This window comes from Haloarcula sp. CGMCC 1.6347, from assembly GCF_037078395.1.
GTDB classification, from domain to species: Archaea; Halobacteriota; Halobacteria; order Halobacteriales; family Haloarculaceae; genus Haloarcula; species Haloarcula amylolytica.
Genome location: NZ_JAYMGX010000002.1, coordinates 553,471 through 575,489, shown reverse-complemented (window position 1 = coordinate 575,489; position 22,019 = coordinate 553,471). Strand labels below are relative to the sequence as shown.

20 protein-coding genes are annotated in these 22,019 nt (G+C 64.8%); 9 read left to right on the top strand and 11 right to left on the bottom strand.

The genetic code is table 11. The features are described 5' to 3' along the window. The first annotated feature begins 331 nt into the window (after positions 1–331). Positions 332–1,168 carry an endonuclease III domain-containing protein gene (locus VI340_RS11330; protein WP_336358368.1) on the top strand — a complete coding sequence of 279 codons (837 nt, stop codon included), beginning with the start codon at positions 332–334 and terminating at the stop codon, positions 1,166–1,168. 119 nt (positions 1,169–1,287) lie between these two features. Beyond that, positions 1,288–2,601 carry an MFS transporter gene (locus VI340_RS11325; protein WP_336358367.1) on the top strand — a complete coding sequence of 438 codons (1,314 nt, stop codon included), beginning with the start codon at positions 1,288–1,290 and terminating at the stop codon, positions 2,599–2,601. A 112-nt stretch (positions 2,602–2,713) separates the two neighbouring features. Here VI340_RS11325 and VI340_RS11320 read toward each other — a convergent pair whose 3' ends face one another. Further along, a complete protein-coding gene (locus VI340_RS11320; protein WP_008312327.1) occupies positions 2,714–3,745 on the bottom strand; it encodes an aldo/keto reductase in 1,032 nt (343 codons plus the stop codon). A 62-nt stretch (positions 3,746–3,807) separates the two neighbouring features. Next, complete coding sequence (locus tag VI340_RS11315; protein ID WP_008312328.1) at positions 3,808–4,227, bottom strand: disulfide bond formation protein B; 420 nt, start codon at positions 4,225–4,227, stop codon at positions 3,808–3,810. Between the two features lie 117 nt (positions 4,228–4,344). On the opposite strand from VI340_RS11315, the gene VI340_RS11310 reads away from it, so the two are divergent. After that, a complete protein-coding gene (locus VI340_RS11310; protein ID WP_008312330.1) occupies positions 4,345–4,647 on the top strand; it encodes a hypothetical protein in 303 nt (100 codons plus the stop codon). 99 nt (positions 4,648–4,746) lie between these two features. Here VI340_RS11310 and hpt read toward each other — a convergent pair whose 3' ends face one another. Both hpt and VI340_RS11300 read right to left on the bottom strand, forming a co-directional pair. Further along, a complete protein-coding gene (gene hpt, locus VI340_RS11305; RefSeq protein WP_008312331.1) occupies positions 4,747–5,295 on the bottom strand; it encodes a hypoxanthine/guanine phosphoribosyltransferase in 549 nt (182 codons plus the stop codon). A 107-nt stretch (positions 5,296–5,402) separates the two neighbouring features. After that, the gene (locus VI340_RS11300) at positions 5,403–6,926 is read right to left on the bottom strand and encodes a phytoene desaturase family protein (RefSeq protein ID WP_336358366.1); all 1,524 of its coding nucleotides are present in this window, start codon (positions 6,924–6,926) and stop codon (positions 5,403–5,405) included. A gap of 149 nt (positions 6,927–7,075) precedes the next feature. On the opposite strand from VI340_RS11300, the gene VI340_RS11295 reads away from it, so the two are divergent. The 3 genes from VI340_RS11295 to VI340_RS11285 all read left to right on the top strand — a co-directional run bounded on the left by VI340_RS11295 (position 7,076) and on the right by VI340_RS11285 (position 10,240). After that, positions 7,076–8,140: a Brp/Blh family beta-carotene 15,15'-dioxygenase gene (locus tag VI340_RS11295; RefSeq protein WP_336358365.1), complete on the top strand. Its 1,065-nt coding sequence runs from the start codon at positions 7,076–7,078 to the stop codon at positions 8,138–8,140. Between the two features lie 79 nt (positions 8,141–8,219). Beyond that, the gene (locus VI340_RS11290) at positions 8,220–9,416 is read left to right on the top strand and encodes a GNAT family N-acetyltransferase (RefSeq protein ID WP_336358364.1); all 1,197 of its coding nucleotides are present in this window, start codon (positions 8,220–8,222) and stop codon (positions 9,414–9,416) included. Positions 9,417–9,520: 104 nt separating this feature from the next. Continuing rightward, positions 9,521–10,240, top strand: a complete 720-nt coding sequence (locus tag VI340_RS11285; RefSeq protein WP_336358363.1) for an aspartate/glutamate racemase family protein — start codon at positions 9,521–9,523, stop codon at positions 10,238–10,240. 64 nt (positions 10,241–10,304) lie between these two features. On the opposite strand, the gene VI340_RS11280 is transcribed toward VI340_RS11285, so the two are convergent. The 5 genes from VI340_RS11280 to VI340_RS11260 all read right to left on the bottom strand — a co-directional run bounded on the left by VI340_RS11280 (position 10,305) and on the right by VI340_RS11260 (position 17,817). Next, positions 10,305–11,681 carry a hemolysin family protein gene (locus VI340_RS11280; protein WP_008312338.1) on the bottom strand — a complete coding sequence of 459 codons (1,377 nt, stop codon included), beginning with the start codon at positions 11,679–11,681 and terminating at the stop codon, positions 10,305–10,307. Between the two features lie 56 nt (positions 11,682–11,737). Continuing rightward, positions 11,738–13,327, bottom strand: coding sequence for an oleate hydratase (locus VI340_RS11275; RefSeq protein ID WP_336358362.1), 1,590 nt, complete (start codon positions 13,325–13,327; stop codon positions 11,738–11,740). A 119-nt stretch (positions 13,328–13,446) separates the two neighbouring features. Further along, the gene (locus VI340_RS11270; protein ID WP_008312344.1) at positions 13,447–14,091 is read right to left on the bottom strand and encodes a helix-turn-helix domain-containing protein; all 645 of its coding nucleotides are present in this window, start codon (positions 14,089–14,091) and stop codon (positions 13,447–13,449) included. A gap of 267 nt (positions 14,092–14,358) precedes the next feature. After that, positions 14,359–16,791 (bottom strand): methyl-accepting chemotaxis protein, encoded by a 2,433-nt coding sequence (locus tag VI340_RS11265; RefSeq protein ID WP_336329022.1) that lies wholly within the window; start codon positions 16,789–16,791, stop codon positions 14,359–14,361. Positions 16,792–16,797: 6 nt separating this feature from the next. Further along, complete coding sequence (locus tag VI340_RS11260) at positions 16,798–17,817, bottom strand: glycine betaine ABC transporter substrate-binding protein (protein WP_336358361.1); 1,020 nt, start codon at positions 17,815–17,817, stop codon at positions 16,798–16,800. Positions 17,818–18,225: 408 nt separating this feature from the next. On the opposite strand from VI340_RS11260, the gene VI340_RS11255 reads away from it, so the two are divergent. The 3 genes from VI340_RS11255 to VI340_RS11245 all read left to right on the top strand — a co-directional run bounded on the left by VI340_RS11255 (position 18,226) and on the right by VI340_RS11245 (position 20,123). Continuing rightward, on the top strand, positions 18,226–18,882 hold the full coding sequence (locus VI340_RS11255; RefSeq protein ID WP_049943061.1) for a DsbA family protein: 657 nt from the start codon (positions 18,226–18,228) through the stop codon (positions 18,880–18,882). Further along, positions 18,879–19,478 (top strand): hypothetical protein, encoded by a 600-nt coding sequence (locus tag VI340_RS11250; protein ID WP_336358360.1) that lies wholly within the window; start codon positions 18,879–18,881, stop codon positions 19,476–19,478. Before VI340_RS11255 ends, VI340_RS11250 begins: the two co-directional genes overlap by 4 nt. Positions 19,479–19,583: 105 nt before the next feature. Beyond that, complete coding sequence (locus tag VI340_RS11245; protein WP_336358359.1) at positions 19,584–20,123, top strand: hypothetical protein; 540 nt, start codon at positions 19,584–19,586, stop codon at positions 20,121–20,123. Positions 20,124–20,178: 55 nt separating this feature from the next. Here VI340_RS11245 and VI340_RS11240 read toward each other — a convergent pair whose 3' ends face one another. Both VI340_RS11240 and VI340_RS11235 read right to left on the bottom strand, forming a co-directional pair. Next, the gene (locus VI340_RS11240) at positions 20,179–21,366 is read right to left on the bottom strand and encodes a redox-regulated ATPase YchF (protein WP_008312356.1); all 1,188 of its coding nucleotides are present in this window, start codon (positions 21,364–21,366) and stop codon (positions 20,179–20,181) included. Between the two features lie 100 nt (positions 21,367–21,466). Further along, the gene (locus VI340_RS11235; protein ID WP_336358358.1) at positions 21,467–21,964 is read right to left on the bottom strand and encodes a GNAT family N-acetyltransferase; all 498 of its coding nucleotides are present in this window, start codon (positions 21,962–21,964) and stop codon (positions 21,467–21,469) included. Positions 21,965–22,019: the final 55 nt, after the last annotated feature.

The window sequence follows — 22,019 nt, the reverse complement described above, 5'->3', positions numbered from 1 at the left end:
GTCGCCGTAGCAAGTCGGGTACTGCCGTCCCTGTCGTCCGCGCACCCGCCGCCCGACAGGAGGTGAGAGTCTGGACGTAAACGTGGACTGACCTGTCAGTCTCGACCATCTTTCGCGGCGACGACCACCGTGGGCATAGCCCGTCGCCGCGCGCCACGAGTTTTTCGTGTCTGTCCCGTGGGCGTCTCGCCCCAAGGACGCCCCATTTCAGGTCCTTTGCCGTGGACCACACTGGAACACCGATTCTTCCTAGCCACCGGCGTCCGACGAACCTGCACTGGTGCGGAATTTCGGGGCAGGCGTTTTGGGTTCGCCAGCCCTGACATCGACTATGAGCGACGAGGAACCAGCGGAGAACATCAGCGGCGGGACCGCTGGCGGCGGCCAGTCAGCCACGTTCGACCCGGAAACGGCTGGGACGCGGGCCGAAGCTATCGTGGACCGCCTCGGCGAAATGTACTGGACGAAGACCTACGGCGGCCGGGACGCCTTCGAGTGTCTTGTTCGGACGATTCTCAGCCAGAACACCTCCGACAAGGCGAGCCAGCCGGCCCACGACGAACTGATGGCGCGGTACGGGAGCGACGGCGGGGACGCGGACGGCGAGGGAGACGCCGACACCGACCTCGCCCGCGCGCTGGCCGATGCTGACCAGCCCGAACTCGCCGAGACCATCTCCTCGGCCGGGCTCTACAACCAGAAATCTGAACGCATCGTTGCCCTCGCTCAGCGTATCTGCGAGGAGTACGGCGGTGAGGTCGGGTTCGACGAGTTCGTCCGCGACAGCGACCCCGAGAAGGTGCGGTCGACGCTGCTCGACATGAACGGCGTCGGCCCGAAGACCGCCGACTGCGTCCTGCTGTTCGCGGGCGGCCGCGGCGGCGTGTTCCCCGTCGACACGCACGTCCACCGCATCGCCCGCCGGATGGGACTGGCCCCGCCCGACGCCGACCACGAGACTGTCCGCGAATATCTGGAGCGCGACGTCCCTGCGGCGAAATGCGGCTTCGGCCATACGGCGATGATTCAGTTCGGCCGGGAGTACTGTAGCGCCCGGAAGCCCGCCTGTCTGGACGACCCCGACGCCTGCCCGCTGGCGGGTCACTGCGACCAGGTCGGCGTGTATCCGGCCGCTGATGAGATCACCGACCCATCGGAAACGGTCTGACGATTCACAGTACCCTGCAGTACTATCGTTGGGTGCTGATATCTGTGCTCTCCTGTCAAAAATTGTACTGAATCGCGTTTCAGGAAGTGCTTTAGTCCCCCGAAAGTGACAACGTCCGTATGTTCGGACCGGTATCCGACCGTGGGTTAGTGCGCCGGTACTACCTGTACCGTGCCACGATTTCGGTCGGATTCATAACTCCCATTTTCACCTTGTTTCTCCTGCGAACACTGACGTTCACACAGGTCGGCGTCCTCTCTGCGGTCTGTTCGGCGCTGTCAGTCGTCGGCGAGATACCAACAGGCTACGTCGGTGACAGGCTCGGGCGGCGTGCGAGCCTCCTCCTCAGCGTGCTGTTCACCGTTACCTCACTCGCAGGCTTCGTTCTCGCTTCGGGGTTCCTCTGGTACGGCTTCCTCTATGCACTGTGGGCGCTGGCGCTGACGTTACGCTCGGGGAGTATGGATGCGTGGCTGTACGATACACTCTCTGAACGACTCGACAGCGGGCAGTTCAGCCATATCCGCGGCCGGGGTGACGCGATGCAGAACTGGACTGCGGCAGTCTCAATGGTTGTCGGTGGCCTGCTATACGGGCTGGACCCGATCTATCCGTTCGTTGCTGCGGTCGGCTTCAACAGCCTCGGGTCCATTGCACTGCTTTCGTTGCCGAAGAACCGGCAGTACGCAGACCGGGGTGGTGACGCTGACTCCGGCGACCGTCTCGATCCGCTGGAAACCGTCGCCGTCATCCGCACGCATCTGGCTCGACCGCCGCTCCGGGCACTGATACTGTACATCGGACTGTTCTATGCCGTGTTGAGCGTTTCTAACACCTACATCCAGCCGATGGCGGTCGAGACGCTGGGGCCGTACGTCGCCGCTCTCGGCGTGCAGGTCCCCGCTGGTGGTCCGATCGCGGCGGCGCGAGCGGGCGAGGCCGGCGCGGCGCTCGCGCTCGGACTGGGTGTGCTGTACGCCGCCCTGACAGCAGTCTCGTCCGCTGGCGGCTACTACGCCGGCGCAATTGAGGCCCGTCTCGGCGTCCGCAAAGCCGTGATCGTCGTGCCAGCCCTGACGGCTGTCGCGCTCGTGGTACCGCTGTGGATTGCGCTCGTGGCACTACCGACGTTCGCGACGATACGAACCGCAAAGCCGCTGGTCCAGCCCATCGCCAACGGGTATATTAACGACCATGTCGAGGCGGTCGGGCGGGCGACGTTGCTCTCCGCGGTCTCGATGTCGTATATGGCTCTCCGGACGCCGCTGGCACTTGCTGCTGGGGTGGCGGCGGATGCAACTACGGCGACCACAGCAGTTGCGGCGCTTGGCGGCCTGTTTCTCGTCGCTGGCGGCGCAGTCTGGCTGTTCGGGACGATTGCACCTGAGGCAGTGACTGCGTCCGGTGACAGGGCCAGCAAATCGGCATCATAGAGCCGTCAGCAGTCGGTCAGGGTTCCGACCCGGCCACGATTAGATCGAACGCTCCTGCGAACGACAGCGGACCGTCCCGACTACAACGCGGTTCGATCAGTTTGTATCCCGATTACGCCCGGTGGCCCCAGCGCTCGCCGTCCTCGGCGTAGCGTGCGCTCACAATCCGGTTAAACTGGTCGTCGGACAGCGAGATGTCGGCCGCGCCGACGTTCTCGTCGAGCTGGTCGACGGTGCGCGCGCCGACGATAGGAACGCAGGTGACGTCCGGCTGTTCGATGAGCCAGCGGAGCGCGACCTGCGCGGGCGTGGCGTCGAGTTCGTCCGCGACGGCGCGGAGCTCGTCGAGGACGTGCCAGCCGCGCTCGGAGAGGTAGAAGTCCTCGAAGCGGTCGGACAGCGAGCCCCGCGAGCCTTCCGGCCCTTCGAAGGCCGTCGGGTCGTCGTCGTCCGTGCGCTCGTACTTACCCGTGAGGAAGCCGCCGGCCAGCGGCGAGTACGGACAGACGGCCATGTCCTGGTCGGCACAGACGTCGAGGTAGTCCTTCACGTCGTCGCGGTAGCCGGCGTGGAACAGCGGCTGTGTCACCTCGAAGCGCTCGTAGTCCTCGACGTCGCTTTTCCAGAGGGCTTTGGTCAGTTGCCAGGCGGCCATCGTCGACGCGCCGAGGTGGTGGACCTTGCCCGCGCGGACGAGGTCGTCGAGCGTCGACAGCGTCTCCTCGATGTCGCTGTGCTCGTCCCAGCGGTGGATATAGTAGAGGTCGAGGTAGTCCGTGTCGAGACGGTCGAGCGTGCCTTCGATTTGCGCGCGGATGTGCTTGCGGCCGAGACCGGAGTCGTTGGGGCCGGGCTCGCCGCGGCCGTCGAAGGGGAAGTACACCTTCGAGGCGATGACGAAGTCCTCGCGGTCGTAGTCGTCGAGCCAGTCGCCGATGTACGCCTCGCTGGTGCCGTTGGGGTTGCCGTAGACGTTGGCGGTGTCGATGAAGTTGATGCCCCGCTCCCACGCCGCGTCCAGCAGTTCGTGGGCTTCATCACGGTCAGTCTCGACGACGCCGCCGGTCTCCCGGCCGAAGCGCCAGGTGCCGAAACACAGCTGTGAAACCGTCGTTCCGGTCGAACCGAGTCTGGTGTATTCCATACCGGAGCCACGCGGGGCTACCCGAAAAAGGGGTTTGGTCCCGGCGAAGGCTGTCCGGTACTCTACGACCGCTTCACGGACGCCGCGACGACCAGCCCAGTCACCAGCACGAACGCCACCAGCGAGAGGTTCGGCACGGTCAGACCGAGCACCCGGTACTGGATCTGCGCGCAACTGACCGCCCCGATGCCGCAAGTCGTCTGGCTCACCTGCAGCCAGGAGTGGTAGGCCGCGATGGCGGCCCCCGGCACCGCCAGCGGCAGCGCCGTCCGGACGACACCGGGACGGTTTTCGACGGCGGCGATGCCGAGAACGACCACCAGCGGATACATGAGGATGCGCTGATACCAGCAGAGCCGACAGGGCGTGAGTCCGAGGCCCAGCGAGAGATAGAGGCTGCCGGCCGTCGCAACGCTGGCGACGACAGTCGCGGCGGCCAACAGGAGCCGAGGCCGGTCGGAGACGAAGCGGAAGTCGACCACAGGAAAACCGGAGTCTGCCGGCGGAAAAAGCGTTCCGAGAGCCAACCTCTTACCCGGCACCCGCCTGACCGGCTCGTCAGCGCTCGCTTTTTCAGTCTCCCCGCCGACAGCCAGCGTATGCCCGACGATTCGGACCCCGAGGCGAACCTCGAACAGTGGAAGTCCGCGATGCAGGAAGAGCACGCCGACGCCATCGCGAACCCGGACCCCGACGAGTCCCACCAGATCGAGGGCGTGGCACAGGTCACGTATCGGGTGACGTTCGACTACGACGCCGCGGACGACGCGCTCGAACGGGCCAGCGCCGAGGAGGTCGACGACCTGACTGACCCCGAACTGCTCTCCTGTGCGTGTGGCGTTCGCGGGATGACGCCCGAGGAAGCCCGAGAGCACATGGCCGCCGCTGTCGAACGAGAATAAGCCGGCCTGAACTGCCGGCTCATACTGTTGGCTGTAACTATTTTAAGATATTCGCCACCCCGGGTGGCGAAATTCTTTACAGACTTACAGCCGACAGTATCAGTCGTGGATAGTGACGCCGTTCTGGTCGACCGAGATGTCGAGCAGGCTGGTCACTTCGTAGTCGGTGTCGTCGAGCGCCGACTCGCCCTGTTTCCGGAAGACGACGACGATGTCCGAGATGTTCGCCCCGATGTCGTCGAGCGCCTCACAGATGGAGGCCATCGTCCCGCCGGTCGAGAGCAGGTCGTCGACGATGAGCAGGTCGTCGCCCGCCTCGATGTCGTTGATGAACATCTCCGATTCTGAGTAACCGGTGGTCTTGTGCAGCGGGACCTCGTCGTCGAGGCCGTAGGAGCGCTTGCGGATGACGACGAGCGGGATATCCGTCTGCAGTGAGAGCGCGGTCGCGATGTGGATGCCCATCGCCTCCGGCGCGACGATCTTGTCCACGTCGAGGTCGGCCGCCCGCGTCACGCCGACGACGACCTCGCGGAGGAGTTCCGGCTCCAGCATCGGGACGCCGTTGCTGAGCGGGTGGACCAGGTAGGAGTATCCATCCTTGTCGATGATCGGGGCCTCGTGCAGCGACTCGCGGAGCTTCTCCATGCCCCCGTTACCTGAAGCGGGACAATAAACCGTTCGAGGCTCCGCCGCGGTGTGTGCCGCGATAGCGCACTGTGAGCCGTCCCACGAACTGCCACTCGGTCGCGGCGTCAGTCCGCCGTCGAGGCCGAGCGGTCCCGTTTCGTCTCGAACGGGCTATCCTCGATGATATCGCGGGCGGTGTGTTCGCCGCTGATGAGGCACATCGGCATCCCGATACCGGGCGTGGTGTAGGCTCCGGTGTAGTAGAGGCCGTCCAGGCCGGCGCGGTGGCCGGGGCGGAGCGGCCCGGTCTGGAACAGCGTGTGGGCCAGCCCGAGCGCCGTCCCCTGCGGGTCGCCGAAGCGCTCGGCGAACTCGCTGACACACGCCGATTCCTCGACGACGATGCGGTCGCGGAGGTCCACGCCGGTCTGTTCGGCGAGGTCGTCCAGAACGAACTCCCTGTATTCCTCGCGAATCACGGGCCCGTCGTCGAGTCCCGGCGCGATGGGGACGAGGACGACGACGGCGTGGTGGCCGTCGGGAGCGACTGTCTCGTCGGTCTTCGACGTGACCGAGAGATAGTAGGCGGGGTCGTCGGGCCACGCCGGGCGGTCGAAAATCCGCTCGAAGTGGTCGTCCCAGTCCGTCGGCAGCACCAGCGAGTGATGCGCCAGCGGACCCACGTCGCCTTCGACACCGAGATACAGCATGAACGCCGACGGTGCGTAGGTCTGGTCGTCCCAGTGGTCCGGGTCGTGGTCGCGGTCTGCAGGGTCCAGCAGATTTCGTTCGGTGTGGGCCGGGTTGGCGTTGCTGACCACGATGTCGGAGGCCACGACACCGTCGTCGGTAGTCAGTTCGAATGCGCCCGCTTCGCCGGCGATGTGCTGGACCTCCGTCCCGGTCTGGATGTCGACGCCGAGTTCTTGCGCCAGCGACCCGAGACCGTCGACGACGCCGGCAATGCCACCTTCGGGGTAGAACACGTTCATGTTCAGGTCGACGTGGCTCATGATGCTGTACAGCGCCGGGGTGTTGTGTGGTGCGCCGCCGAGAAACACCAGCGTGTATTCGAGCAACTGCCGGAGCTTCGGGTGGTCGACGTAGCGGCTGACGTAGTCGTCCATCGACCCGAACAGCCGCGCCCGCGGCGCGAGCGGGAGGAGGTCGGTGTCGACGTAGTCACGCAGTCGTTCGCGGCCCTCGTAGACGACCCGGTCCATCGCCAGTTCGTAGTTCCGCTCGGCCCGTTCGAGATACTCGGCCAGCGCGTCGCCGGCCCCGTCCTCGTATGACTCGAACACCTCGCGGGCGTTCTCGCGGTTGGGCCGCATCGTCACGCGGTCGCCGTCCTTCCAGAACACCCGGTACTGGGGGTCCAGCCGCTCCAGTTCGTAGTAGTCCGCGGGCTCGCGGTCGAAGTGCCCGAAGAAGCGCTCGAACACGTCGGGCATCAGGTACCACGACGGGCCGGTGTCGAACCGGAAGCCGTCCCGTTCGAGGACGCCCGCGTGGCCGCCGAGGTGGTCGTGGCGTTCGAGCAGTCGTACGTCGGCCCCGGCGTCGGCCAGGTAGCACGCAGCCGAGAGGCCGCCGAAGCCGCCGCCGACGACGGTCACCGTCCGGTCGCGAGGGAGGCCATCACGCATAGCAGCCGCTAGCGACTATGACTGAAAAAGGGTTGTCTGGATTCCCAGGACCTCACAACGGGTATCTCGCCAGTCAAGCCACCGGTCTGTTCCCAGTCTGCTGGAATCGCTTGCATCGTTTATTGTGAGTTTTTCCCTAGGCCCACGACATGCCCACGACCGGCCTGGGGTCCGTCTGGCAGCGGCATCGGGACACCGACCGCCATCCGTCGCTCTGGCTCTCGCGGGCGAGCCTGCTGGTACTCGCCGTCACTTTCGGTCTCCTCGGCACCGTCGGCGTCAGAGTTCCGCTCCGGGCCCAGATGGTGGTGTATCTCGTCGGGATGGTCGCGCTCAATCTCCCCCACGGCGGGTACGAGCACTTCGAGAACCTCCGTCGCCGTCGCCCCGCCTTTCGCTGGCGCTACGTCGTGGTGTATCTGGCGGCCATCGGCGGGTTCGTCGGCCTGTTCCTCGTGGCGCCAGTCGCCGGCCTCGCGCTGGCGCTGACCGTCGCCATGGCGAAGGGTGGCCTCGGCGGCCTGCAGGTGTTGGAAGCCACGAGCGGCACCGAGCACCTCCGGACACGGTTCCAGCGCGGGCTCGCAGCGGCCGTCCGCGGCGGCGCGGTGATGCTCGTCCCCATCGTGTTCTGGCCGCAGACGTTCCACGCGTTCAGCGCGCTGATGGTCGGGCTCGTCGAACCCGGGGCGCTCTCGTCGTACGCGGGCTCGTTCGACACGACCCGGGTCGTCATCGGGTCGGGCTACGGTCTCGCGCTGGTGACACATATCCTGCTGGGCTACGTGCGCGGCGGCGGCCGTTCGTGGCTCGTCGACGCGGGGGAGTCGCTGCTGCTGGCGGCGTACTTCGCGTTCGTTCCGGTCCTCGTGGCTGTCGGCCTGTACTTCCCGTTCTGGTACTCCGCCCGACAGGTGGCGCGGACGGCGTCCGTCGAAACAGAGCCGGTCGGCGACGAGCGCTGGGACCTGCTCGGCGGCGCGGACCCCTCGACCGTCGCACTGCGCGCCTGGGTCGTCCTCGTCGTCGGGGCGCTGGCCACCTTCGGCGTCCTCGTCGCCGTCTACTGGGCGTTCCCGAACCCACTGGGGACGAGCGACCTGCTCCCCGGCGCGGTGGCGTTCTGGAGCGTGTTCATCAGTATCGTCGCGCTCCCGCACATCGTCGTCGGGTCGGTCCTCGACCGTGACCGGGGTATCTGGTACGTTCCGTGACGGCTCAGTACTCGGGGACGGCCACGGCGTCGGTCCACAGATGACTAGGTTTCTGTAGCTGGCGAACACCTGGGACGGTATGTCCGAGTTGCGCCCCGTCCCGGCGACTGACCGCGAAGCCTGCCAGCGGATGCTCCAGTACGCGTTCGCGCCCGAAACGGGTCCGGTGACGCCGGAGCCCGATAGTGACTGGCCGCCGTCGCTGTTCGACCAGCGAGGCCTCTACGACGACGACAGCCTTCGTGCGGTCTGCAAGCTCTACTATCTCGACACGACCGTTCGCGACGAAGCGGCGACGGTCGGCGGCCTCGGCGCGGTCGCGACGCCACCAGAATACCGCGGGCAGGGATACGCCGCCGACCTCTGTCGGCACGCCTTACACGAGTACCGCGAGGCCGATGTCGGGTTCGTCACCCTCTGGCCGTTCTCGACGCCGTTCTACCGACGCCTGGGCTGGGGAACGGCGAACACCTACCACCGCTACGACCTGCCGCCGTCGGCGCTCCCGGACCACTCCACCGCCGGACAGCTGGTCCGCCTCGACGCCGACGACTGGGAGCGGCTCCGTCGGGTCGAGACCGCTTCAGCCGCCGGGGCGGCGCTCTCGCTCCGCCGCTCGGAAGCGTGGTGGCGCGAGCGGACGCTCGCCGACTGGGACGACGACGGCGTCCCGTACTGCTACGGCTACGAACGCGACGGGGACCTCCGTGGGTACGTCGTGTACACCGTCGCGGATGACGCGGACCACACGCTCTCGGCCACACAGTTCGCGGCCGCCGACGAGGAGGGTCGCCGCGCGCTGTTCGCGTTCCTCGGGACCCACGGCGCACAGATAGAGCGCGTTACACTCCAGTTGCCACCCGACGCCGACCTCCTCCATCGCGTCGACGACCCCGGCGCGGTCGACTGTACCGTCGAGGCCGGACCGATGGTGCGGCTCACCGACATATCTCATCTCGAACGTCTCGACTGGCCCGACACCGACCTCGCCTGTACCCTCTCGGTCAGCGACCCGCTGCTCGACCGCAATGACGGCTTGTTTCGGCTGACCGTGGAGAACGGCTCGGCGAGCGTCGACTCGGTCGCGAACCGGAACGAGCCGCCGTCGGCCGACGCGTCGGTGGATATTGCGACCCTCTCCCAGCTGGCCGTCGGGACCCATGGCGTCGACGCCGCCGCGCGAGTGGCCGGCCTGGAGATACGCGACGACTCGGTTCGGGACCCGCTCGCTACCGTGTTCCAGTCCGAGCCGGTGTATCTGGCCGAGTTCTTCTGAGGGCGTACCCCAGGCCAACTCCTCCTAGTCGACGCTCACTGGCGAGCTTGGGGGCGGAACCGCTAAGCGATCTCGCTGGGAAGGGCCTCCTGAGTGTCACCACGATGCCACTAGGCGAGATGCAGACAATCGGCGTCCTCGGCGGGATGAGTAGCGAGTCGACGCGGACCTACTACCGGCGTATCGACCGCGGAATCAACGACGCACTCGGCGGGCACAGTGCAGGCGATATCGTCATCCGGAGCGTCAACTTCGCCGCCATCGAGCAGTGTATCCGTGACCAGGCCTGGGACAGCGCCGCGTCAATTCTCGTTGATGCGGCGCTGGACCTGGAGGCCGCCGGAGCCGACTTCGTGGTGATGGCGACGAACACGATGCACCGGGTCGCGCCCCAACTGGTCGAGGCACTCTCGGTGCCGTTCCTCCACATCGTCGACGTGGCGGCGGAGGCGATCCGTGCTGCGGGCATCGAGACCGTCGGCGTCCTGGGGACGGACACTGTGATGTCGGGGGCGTTCTACCACGACCGGTTCGCGTCACACGGCATCGAGACGGTCGTCCCCGACCCGAGCGCCCGCGAGGATGTCGACCGGATTATTTTCGATGAGTTGACCGCCGGCGAGGTGCGCCCCGACTCACGAGCGCGGTATCTCGACGTCATCAACGGGCTGGTGGAGGCGGGGGCACAAGGGATTGTCCTCGGCTGTACCGAAATCGAACTCCTCGTCGAACAGTCGGACTGCCCCGACACGCCACTGTTCGACACGATGGCGCTGCACGTCGAGCGAGCCGTTGACCGAAGCCTGGCGGCCGACGAGGACTGATTCCCTTGTAGACGGCGGCACTCCGTGACTGGCCCTGTTCTCGTCACCCGGGTCTGGGACCGGCTCAGTCGGTGGTCGGGGTGTCGCCGTCGTTCGCTCGAATCCGAACCGTCGAGATACGGGTGCCGTCGACGCTTGTCACCTCGAACGCGTGTCCGGCCGCTTCGGCGGTATCGCCGACTTCCGGCGCGCGGTCGAGATGGCTCAGTACCAGCCCGCCGACGGTTTCGACTGCGTCGCTGTCGAGGTCGACACCGAGGGCCTCACTGACTGTCGACAGCGGGACGCCGCCGTCGGCGTCGTAGCTCCCGTCGCTTCGCTTGCGGATGGCGTGTTCGCGGCCGTCGACGTCGAACTCGTCGCGCAGGTCGCCGACGACGGCCTCGACCACGTCCTCGATGGTCGCGATGCCTTCGAGCGACCCCCATTCGTCGATGACCGCGGCCATCTGCCGGCGGTCTTGCCGGAACTGCAACAGGAGGTCGTTGATAGCGGTCGTCTCCGGGACGACCGGTATCTCGTGGGCGATATCGCCGGCAGTCGTGTTTTCGTTGCCTTCCTCGCCGGCCCGTAGCACGTCCTTGACGTCGATGAATCCGACGATCTGGTCGCTGTCGTCGGCATCGACCACCGGATAGCGAGTGTGTCCCTCGTCGAAAACGACTGCCCGGATATCCGACAGCGTGGCGTCGGCCGGCACGCTCACGACGTCGGGGCGCGGGACCATGACCTCTCGGACGACCGTATCATCGAGGTCGAACACGCTCTCTATCATGGCGACCTCCGCCGCGTCGATGTTCCCCTCTTCGCCGGACCGGGCCAGCACCCGGCGTATCTCACGCTCGCCGAGCGTCTCGTCCGTCTCCGAGGCCGGCGGGACACCAAGCAACTGCGTAAAGGCGTTCGCCGAGCCGTTGAACACGACGATACCGGGATAGAACACGTAGTAAAACAGCTTCATCGGCGGCGCGAGCAACAGTGAGAGCCGCTCGGTCTGTGCAATCGCGAACGTCTTCGGTGCGAGTTCGCCGAAGACGACGTGGAGGAAGGTGATGATGGTGAACCCGATCGCGAACGCCACGAGGTGGAGGAGGCTCTCCGGGAGGACCGGGGCCAGTACAGGTTCCAGCAGCGCCGCCACGGCGGGCTCACCGACCCACCCCAGCCCCAGCGAGGCGAGCGTAATCCCGAGCTGGGTCACCGCGAGGTAGTTGTCCAGGTCCGCCATCACTGCCTGAAGCGAGCCTGCGCCGGCCTTCCCCTCGTCGGCGAGCTGTTCGACAGAGGTGCCGCGAACGCGAACGAAGGCGAACTCCGCGGCGACGAAAAAGCCGTTCAGTCCCACGAGTACCAGCGCCAAGACAAGCTGTGCCGCCGAGAGCGCGAGGTTTACCATCGCAGCCTCCGGACGGCGAGCGGCGGTGTGTTCATACACACCCATCTCCGTCACCATACTAAAGTGCTGGAATGTCCGCGCCCGTACCGCCGTCGACTCCCTCAGCGGTACGCGGCGCGGACAGTGTCCGCGATGACACCGGGCTTCCGGTAGTGTTTGGTCACCGGGGGGACTTCCCGGTCGAGGTCGAGCATCTCGTAGACGGCGGTCATCGCCGACCGGACCGAGTACTCGACGGTGAACACCACGTCCCGCGGCTGTTCGGCGTACTGTCCGAGGAACGCCAGATTGTTCGACCCGTCCGGAACGACCTCGGGCCGGTCACCGGGTTCCCGGGGCTGGAAGTGCGCCGTGATGAACGGCATCATCGCCGGGATGCAGGTCACGTCGTCGAGTATCTCCGGGAGCCGTTCCTCGCACTGCAGGTGGTAACACAGCTCCTGGAGGATCTCCCGGCCGGTGCATTCGGACATCGGTTTCTCCACGTAGTTCCCTTCCCGGTCCGGGAACAGCGCGTAGCCCCAGAAGACCTTCACGTCGTCCGGCTGGTTCGCGAAGTGCGGCTGGCCGGCGACGACCGTCGACAACAGCCAGTTCGACCCGAGGTAAGTGACGAGCCCGTTGCCCGGTTCCTCGTTCGTGAAATCCACGATGTGGTCGAACAGCTCGGTGTTGTGCAGGGTGACGGTGAACGACTCCCACTTCGTCTCCGTGACGTTGTCCGCGAACACCGACGGATCGCCGAACTGTGGGTTGTCCTCAGTGATAGACTTCCACAGCTCCCATGACGCGCCGGTTTCGTTCAGGTCGGGTACCTCGTCCATCCCGCCGACTGACGAGCCGTCGGTCATCGACCCGTTCGTCACGAACACGAGGTCGGACGACTCGACCGGGACCGATTCCGTTCCGCTGTCGGTTTCACAGTAGAGCCGCTCGACAGTGCGTCCCGTCCGCGACGGGACGATGTCCATATCCGTCACTTCGTGTCCGTGCTCGAAGGTGACGCCCCTGTCTTCGAGCCAGCGCCGGAGCGGGAGAATCATCGAGTCGTACTGGTTGTACTTCGTCCGGTCGATACCCTCCATGGTGTGCAGGCGTGGGAACTCATGCAGGAACCGGTACATGTACCGCCGGACTTCGGCGACGCTGTGCCACGGCTGGAACGCGAAGATCGTCGCCCAGACGTACCAGAAGTTCGTCTCCAGGAACGACTCGTCGAACCACTCCTCGATGCGCGTGTCACCGAGTCGCGGTTCGGGCGTGAGGAGCAACCGAGCTATCGACTGCCGGTGCTGGCTCGTCAGTCCGTACTCGCCCGCGTCGATTCGCTCGCCCTCGTGCATCAGCCGCGTTTTCGCGTACGAGGGGTGCGCTTCGTTGAACTCGTCCATCACGTCTTTGACCGAACGCGAATCGTCTTCGAGCGACGGAATCGTCTCGAAGAGGTCCCACGTACATTCGTACGTCGGGTAGTTGAACATCCTGCCGCCCCGGATCAGGTAGCCCTCGTCCGGGTCGCCAGCGCCGTCCATCGCGCCACCGACGACGTCCAGCTTTTCGTAGACATGGATGTTTTCGCCGGGCATATTGCCGTCCCGGACGAGGAACGCCGCGCCAGCGAGAGAGGCAATACCGCCGCCGACGAAGTGTGCGTCGCGATCAGTGACGTGTGGGTGCTGGTGGATGGTCATATTGGGTCACCGTCATGTAGTGCTACGCAACCTCCAGCCCTAACCGTTGCCAACATATGTCCAGCAATTTATAAGAGGGGGCGTCTCGCCGGAACCGCTCCGCTCCGGCCGGCCTGCTGTCACTGCTCGGAGCTGGCGATCGTGTGGTCGATCAGCTGGTCCGTTCCACGTCGGAGGCGCTCCGAGATCGCGGACGTGGTCGCGTCGAGTTCCGCCGAGAGTTCCGTCAGGTCTGCCCCGCGAGGGACGGCGAAATAGCCCAGTCGATGGGCTGCCAGCAGCGCCTCTCGCTGCGGGGCGGTGAGTCCGTAGTCGTCGCCGCCGTGTTCCGTCTCGCAGAGCCGATGCGGGCGGAACGTGACACTGCTGGCCTGACAGGTGTCCCGGAACGCTTCGAGGTCTGCTCGGTCGGCGAACTGCGTGCTCACCTTCCACCCGTGTTCGGTCACGAGCGCACCCATCGGATACGTCTGCCGGTCGACGAGCTGGGTGTACATCTCGACGTAGTCCGTATCGAGGACGACCCGATAGCGGGACTCGACGATAGCCGAGTCCATGGCGACAAACTCCACGACGGACTCGTCGCCGAGCAACGCCGATTCGAGGGCATCCGGTTCGACGCCCGTCGCGGAGAACACGAGTGCCGGCTCCGCGGTCGTTCCCGAGACGACGGTGTCGACGATCAGCCGGGTGTCCAGTTCGGCAGCGACCGCACATAGCGGCATATCCGCGGACTGCAACTCGAACTCACAGATGACGCTCATATGTGTTGCTCGCCCGACCAAAATAAAGGCGTACTGGGGATTCCCGCGCGCCGAAACCGACCGGCGAGGTCGGAGCCGCTCGACGACCATCCACAGGCGGAGCAGGCCGAGGCGGTTCACGCTGTCCCTGCAACGCGGATTGCGACTCCATCACTGCTCGTACTGGGACGCGTTGCGTGTTGTTGTGGATACACGCGGCGAAACGGTACAGGAAAACGCGTGTGCCGAACCGCTCCGAGCGTCAGTCTGTGTTCACGCTGTTGTCGATCAGCGGTGTCGGGATTGCTCGCTTTCGTCGGCAGCGACGTCAAACTCCGACAGGAGCGCCTTGAGTTGCTCGGCCTGCCCGCTCAGCGATTTGATGCTGTCGTTGATCTCCGACATCGAGGCCGCCTGCTCCTCTGCGGCGGCGGACACGCTCTGTACCTCATCGGCAGTGGATTCACTGAGGTCGGCGACTTCCTCGGTCATCGAGACCGCTTCTTCAGTACTGGCGGCCTGATCGTCAGTGGTGTCGCTGATCCCCTGGACGCCGGCGTCCGTTTTGTCGGCGTACTCCGACACTTCTGTGAACGCTTCCATGACCTCTTCGACCGCACTGATGCCTGCTTCCATCGACTCCTCAGCGACTCTGGCCTCGTCGACAGTCGTCTCCGTCTGGGACTGGACGTCGGTAATGAGTTGCTCTATTTCGGTCGCCGATGCCTGCGTTTCCCCGGCGAGTTCCTTGACTTCGTCGGCCACGACGGCGAACCCTTCGCCGTCTTTGTCGGCACGGGCAGCTTCGATGTTCGCGTTCAGCGCGAGCATATTCGTCTGCTCGGCGATGTCGGCGATCAGCTCGACGATGGTGCTGATTTCCGCCATCTGCTCGTCTAGCTGTTCGACGTTCTCGACAGTCGTGTCGATTGCCTCCTGTACTCTGCGTGAACTTTCGAGCGCGTCTCTGGCCGTGTCCTCGCCCTTTCGGGCGACGTCAGCGGTCTGGTTCGAGTGCTCCGCAACCGAGTCAGCGGACGCAGCCACCTCTTCGATAGCTGCCGAAAGGTCAGTCATCTCTCCCGAGACCGTGTCCAGCATATCGCGTTGCTCGTCGGCGGCAGCCGCGATCTCCTGAACCGATTCGCTGACCTCGCCGCTCGCACGCTCGGCGTCAGTCGCTCCGACTTCGGCCTCCTCGCTGGCGGCTGTGACGGTCTCCGCGAACTCCTGAATGTCGACGATAGTGCGCTCCCACTGTGCGAGCATATCGTTGAACGACGACGCGATAGCCGCCATCGCCTCGTTGTCGGTCTCGCTTTCGGGGAGACGCCGGGTCAGGTCACCGTCCGCGCACGCTTCCATCACGTCGCTGTACACCTCCGCTTGCTGTTCGAGTTCCGCCGCGAGCGTCTCAGCCTCTTCCTTTGCCTGCTCGGCGCGGGCTCGCTCTTCTTCGGCCTCCTCCTGGGCGTCTGTTGCTTGCTCACGGGCAGCCTCGGCTTCGTCGATTTTCGAGACGAGTGCGTCGCGCATACTCCCGATAGACGTGAACAACTGACCGATTTCGTCCCGGCGAGAGCTCGAAACGTCGACATTGTACTCTCCCTGCTCGATGGCAGTAGCGGCCGCAGAGAGCTGTTGCACGGATGTCGCCGTGTTCCGTCCAATCGTTCCACCAACGACGACCACACCACCGAGCGCGAGCAGGATGAACGCCAGGATATCAGTCCGAATCTGCTCGCTCAGCGCGAACGCGTTCGCCGCAGGCGTGTGCTTGATAACGACCCAGTTTGTGCCGGGGATGGTCGCGTACGCGGCGACGTGGTCGGTGTCAAGCACTGTGTCCTTCGCTGGCGTGTCGGTAAAGGTTCCCTGTTCGGTAGCCGTGCTGATCTCCGGAATCTCGGACTGTGACTGGTTCGGGATGTACGGCTGTCCGACGGCATCGGTGCCGGCGTCGGAGAACAACACCTCAGTCGAACTCGATGTCGGGCGGACCACCTGTGTGAACGTCCCGTCGATACCAGTGCTGAACTGCTTGCTCAGGTCGCTGGCGTCGTACTCGACCACGAGTACGTGTGTGAAGTCGGCGGCGACACTCATCGAACTGACCACTCGCTTGCCGTTCGCGTTCGTGTACGGGTTCGATGAAACCACTGTGTCGCGGCCGATAGACCGAGTCCGGTCGACCCACGGATGTGCGTCCGATGTGACACGCGTTCCGCGGAGCGTTTCGTCAGTACTCGCCACGATCCTTGCCTCCCCCGCTGTGCCGACAGTGGGATCTGCGAGGTGGACGGCAGCGACGCGGTCGGACTGGAGCTCATCCGCGGCGAGTCGTTCCGTGTAGGCCTGCTGGTCTTCGCGCGTCGCGTTGAAACCGAGCAGCGGATTGTTTGACGCGACGAGCACCGGCCGTTCGTTGCGCTCAATCCACTCGTTCAACAGGCCGGACTCGGCGTTGACCTCCTGTACGAGCTGTTGTGCCGTGTCGTCTTCGAGCGTGGCAGTTGCGTTCCCCTGCACCCAGAACCCGCCGGCCGCGATGAGTACCACGATCACGAGCAACGCAACAGCGAACTTGACGAGGTACGACCGGACTGGCAGCAGCGCAACGGCTTTCGCTCGCTCCAGCGCTGTCGTGTCCGAGGCCGCTGGCTCTGTCGCGTCTGCTGATTCGTCGTCACCGTCACCTGCATGTGCTGTAGATTCTTCCATACTGAGTCAGATGAAGCCGTTGGCCGTGAGGTGGTCAACAACCGCCTGCTGGCTGCCGACCTCGGTTGCGTGACTGTTCAGCTCTTGCATCGTTTTCGCGTCCGGAATGGCGTCCGGCATCTTGTTCAGCGCCGACACCACGGCGTCCGTCGCGACGTCCTCGTGAACGACGCCGACCGGGTGGAAGAACGGCCAGAAGTTCCGGTCGTCATCGAGGTACACGATGTCTTCAACGGTTGTGAGCCACGCGCTGGTGCTGTACCCGAAGCTGAGATCGGCGTAGCCTTCGTCGACAGCCGTGCCAGCCGCCTGCGCCGACGCCGCCTCGATGAACTCCTGTTCTGCCTCCCAGCGCGCCACATGCTCGGCCTCAAACCCGTAGTACTCCAGCAAGGCATCGAAGCCGTCGCTACGAGTCCTGAATCCGTCGCCAAACGCCGGTCTGATGTCGTAGTTCCCGTCGTTGACGTAGCCGGCGAGGTCACTGATTGTCTCGATACTGGTCCCTTCGATAGCGTCCTCGCGGATGAACACGGCCCATGTGTTCTGCCAGTCCGCGCGGTCGAGAATCCGAATCGGGTGTTCCGACTCCATCTCGGACTTCAGCGCCTCGTACTGCTCGTCAGGTGTCGCGAAGTCGGCTTCGTCGTGCTTGGGCGGGTGCGCAGCCCACAGTGACCCCATGTAATCGTAGTACGCGTGGATGTCGCCGGCCTGATACGCTTCGGCGTGTGCAGCGTTCCCGCCGAAGCCGGTTTCGTCCACAAGACTCACACCCGTGTTGTTGGCGAGCAATTCGTAGGCGATGTACCCGAGGTTCAACTGCTCTGTGTAGCCTTTCGAACTGACGACGACTGACAGCGAGCCGTCGGTCGACCCGGCGGCTTCGCCCCCGCTTTCGGCTGTACTTGCTTCCGTCTCTCCGCCAGTCGAACAGCCGACCAGCGTCGCGGTTCCGCCAGTTGCGAGCATCCCGAGTAACCGTCGCCGGCTCCCGGTCCATGGCTCCCCTCTCTCATCTATCATTGCTCAACCTGTAGCTAATGATAGTCAAAAAACCGTTGCCGAGAATATCAACATTGATAGCAAAACAATAAAACCGTGTACAATTTAGTCCCTAACTGTTGGGGATCTCCACAGAGGGGCTCTCTACAGGAGAGTCATCGCAGTCGCTGTCGTCCCAGATCCAGATCATGTCAGTTGCAACCGAACCGCAGAGATACCCGTGGCAAACGGTCGTCAGCTACAGCTACCAGTTGGGGTAAGAGCCTCGGCACTCATAGGGCTCGTCACCACCGGGGAGTCACCCCGGTTCGGCCCCGTGAGTCGTCGTCATCGGCCGGCAGATGCTACCGCCGCTGGCGACAAGACGGTTACTCATCGTGGCCACATAGTGGAACAAACGCTAAACCAACGCGGGCCAACCAGTCGTATATGAACAGACGACGCTTTCTAGCACTTTCCGGGGTGGGTGTCGTCGGCGCAGTCGCGGGGTGCAGTGGTGAGGCGGACAGCGCCGAATCCGTCGACAGCCACCCGGCGGCCGCCGACCTCGACGCCCAGCCCCGCCGCGGCGAACTGGGCGGCCACGTCATCCTGGCGTTCGAAGACCCTTCCTGCCCCACATGCCGCCGCTTCCACGAGGAAACACTGCCGGATATCCGAGAGAACATCGTGGACGCGGGCAAAGGCGCGTACGTCGTCCGGACCTACCCCGTGATCTATCCCTGGGGTGAGCCGGCGACGCAGGCGCTGGAGTCGACGTTCGCCCGCGACAGCGAGGCGTATTGGGCGCTGTTCGGTCACTACTTCGCCGAGCAGTCGTCGTTCGACCCTGACAACGTTCTGGCGCGGACGGCGACGTTTCTCACCGAGGAGACCGACATCGACGGCGAGGCGGTCGCAAGCGACGCGCGGGATCGGGCACACGATGACGCCGTTCAGGCCGATATTCAGGCGGCCGAGGACGCCGGATTGGGTGAGACGACGCCGATTATCCTGCTGTTCGAGGACGGCGAGTTCGTGACGAAGGTCAACGGGAGCGTCAGCTACGAACTCATCGCGGAGGCGCTGGGAGAGCACGACGGATGAGCACCGCAGAGGGGTTCCGCCTGCCGACGACGCGAGGGGACTGGCGGCTCATGGGCCGGACGGTCAGGCTCGTGCTCACGCTGCCAGTCTACGCGGCGGTCGCCGTGATCGCCGCAATCGTCTCGCTGACCCTGTTCGTCGTCTCGCTGAACGTCCCGCTGGTGCTTGACCTCGTAGTCGGTGGGTCGCTCCCGCTCGCCAGTCGGCTGCGCGTGCTCGGGGAGCTGTATCCCTTCATCGGCACGTCGTTCAACCCTGCACAGGGAATTCTGCTGGTCGTCGTCGCCGCCCTCACCGGCGTCGACGTCGGGCTGGTGACCTACCACTTCCGCGAACACGGCCTCGACCTCCAGCAGGGCGGCGCGGGCGTCGCGGGTGTCGTCCTCGGAACGCTCGGCGCGGGCTGTGCGGCCTGCGGGTCGGCGGTCCTGCTGGGCCTGCTGTCGCTGCTCGGCGTCTCGACCTCGCTGTTGTTTCTGCCGCTGGATGGGCTTGAGTTCGCACTGCTTGCGCTCGCGGTGTTGATCCTCTCTATCTACTGGCTCGCCGAGGGGATGCGCGGCGGCGAGGTCAACGGGTGTCCGGTGGATATCTGACTGTATCGTTGGCCGGTCCTCGTTTCGCCCCGGTCGCGGAGTCCAAACCGTTCCAGCGGGAGAAAACGTATAGTGTCGTCAGCCGAACACTCGTGTCGAGAAGGTATGCCCGAGACGGAGTCCCAGGTGACGGCTTCGACGGAGCCCCCCGCCGAGTACGAGCACCTCCAGAAAAAGCGGAAAGAGACGGCCGGAACGGTCGAACTGGCCGAAATCGTCGACGTGTGGGTCGGCGAGAGCGAACTCGTCTGTCGGTTCCAGTTCGACTGGGCGACCGACCCGATACAGCGGCGTTACGACCTTGACAGCGACCGCGACATCGCCAAGGTCGAGCGGCTCTGTGAAGCGAACGGCCTGCAGTTCGAGCAGGCCAGTCATTTAGAGGGGTCGCTGGTCGAACTCGAATACACCGGCTCACGGTGGCTGCCGCGGCCGGAAGCCGCCTACACCGACGGCGAGGGGTCGGCCGTCGAGACGTTCCGCGCGGAGTGGCGGTTACTGGTGGCTGAACTCGCCCAGTCGCCCGCGTTCCTCCGGCGGGGCATCGAGCGCGTCCGGGGGCTGTCGACGACGCAACTGATTATCGGCATCATCCTCGTGAAGAAAGTCGCCATCATCGTGTTGCTGGCGCACCTCCTGCTGTAGCCCGGCTGTCGCTGGGACGAAATCAGTGTCGACAGAGCGTCCGATAGCGACCCGCTCAGTTCGTTGTCGTAATTTCGACCACGTCGCGGTGGTCGAGTTCGGTGTCAGCACCGATCTGTCGTTCGGTACGCACGTCGTGCGCGTGGAGGAATCCTTCACCGATGTCGGTGTGCAGGAAGTACGCGAAGTCCTCGGCGGTCGACCCGTCGGGGAGGACGAAACAGTCCTGCAGGAAGGTGCCGTCCTCCTGGGGCTTGCGAGCGCCGGGGAACACCGCGATTGCGCCCAGTTCCTCGAACAATGCGGTTTCCAGCGCCTGCTGGACGCCCGTGCCACCGAACTCCGTAACGAAGTCCCGGATCTGTTCCAGCCCTGCGGCCTTCTCCTCGGGCAGGTCCGCCGTCACGGTGAACTCCTCGTCGCCCGGTCGGTAGTCGAGTACGCCCTGCTCGTTGCCGTTTTTCAGTGCCTTCTCCGCGTGGGCCGAGACGGGGACGAACGTGAGGTGCTTGTACTCCGGGTCCTCGGTGATTGGCTCCCAGTTTTCCTGGGCCTCCGGAGTATCCATCTTGTTCGCCGCGATGAGCATCGGCTTGGTCCGGATGCGGATCTCCCGAGCGAGTGCCTCTCTGTCCTCGTCGTCCCAGGTGTCGGGGTCGAGTTCCAGGTCCAGTGCGAGTACGACCTGTTTAATCTCGTCGGCGTTGATCTTGAACGCCGACATCTGCTCGGCGAGGTCGTCTTCGATGGCCTTGTCCTCGCCGTGGTAGCCCGAGCGGTAGCGCTCGATGCCTTTCTCCAGAATGTCGAGATACCACATATCCAGTTCGTCTTCGAGGAAGTCGATGTCCTCGCGCGGGTCGTGGTTCTCGGTGGGTTCTCCTTCCAGGTCCGTTTCGCCGGTGAAGTCGACGACGTGGACGAGCACGTCGGCCTCGTTGAGGTCCGTGAGGAACTGGTTCCCCAGCCCCTTCCCCTCGTGTGCACCGGGGACGAGGCCGGCCACGTCGACGAGTTTCGTCGGGACGAACCGGACACCCTCCGTGCAGTAGCCGTGGTTGGGCGTGCAGGTGTGGTCGAACTCCGGGGCGGCACAGTCGACGCGGACGTACGCCTCGCCCATCGAAGGGTCGATTGTCGTGAACGGGTACGCGCCCTCGGGCACGTCGTTCATCGTCGCCGCATTGAAAAACGTGGACTTGCCGACAGAGGGCTTGCCGACGAGTCCGATCTTGTAGCTCATTGCACCGATGAAGCGGTTTCAGCGGCTTAAACGCTGTTACACGAGCTACGAGAGCGTGTGAGTCACACACGTACTGCGGGCTGCGAATGCGAGCCGGCGTTCACAACCGCCGCTCGTACACGTTGACTGGGTGTTCCTGTCCGCCGACCTCGGTCGTCCGCTCGCCGAACTTCTCGAAGTGGCTCCGGTAGAACGCGTTCCCGACCTCGTTCTCGGCCAGCACCTCGTCGCGGATTTTCCGCACGGAAAGCTCGTGCAAGTGCTGTTCGCCGCGATGCAGCAGCTCCGTCCCGATACCTTCCCCCCAGTAGTCCGGGTGGACGTACAGGTCGAGGTCGCCGAAGCCGGTCGCGTCCGTCATCCCACAGCTCATGTACGCCACCACGTCGTCGTCGGCCGTCGAGACGAACAGGCCGACCTCTTCGAGTTCGATCATCTGCTCCAGTAGCGGCGGTGCATACCCCTCTTTGAGGTGCTCTTCCACTGTCTCTGCTCCGAGGATGTCGTCGTACACGGTATGCCATGTGGTTCTGGCGACCCGGCGGATATCCGCGATGTCCATTGGTTCGGCCGGCCGGATGGATGTCTGGAACGACATGTGTGAACATTTAACGTGTAGGTGTATAGAACTGTGGCTTGTTTGACAACGCGAG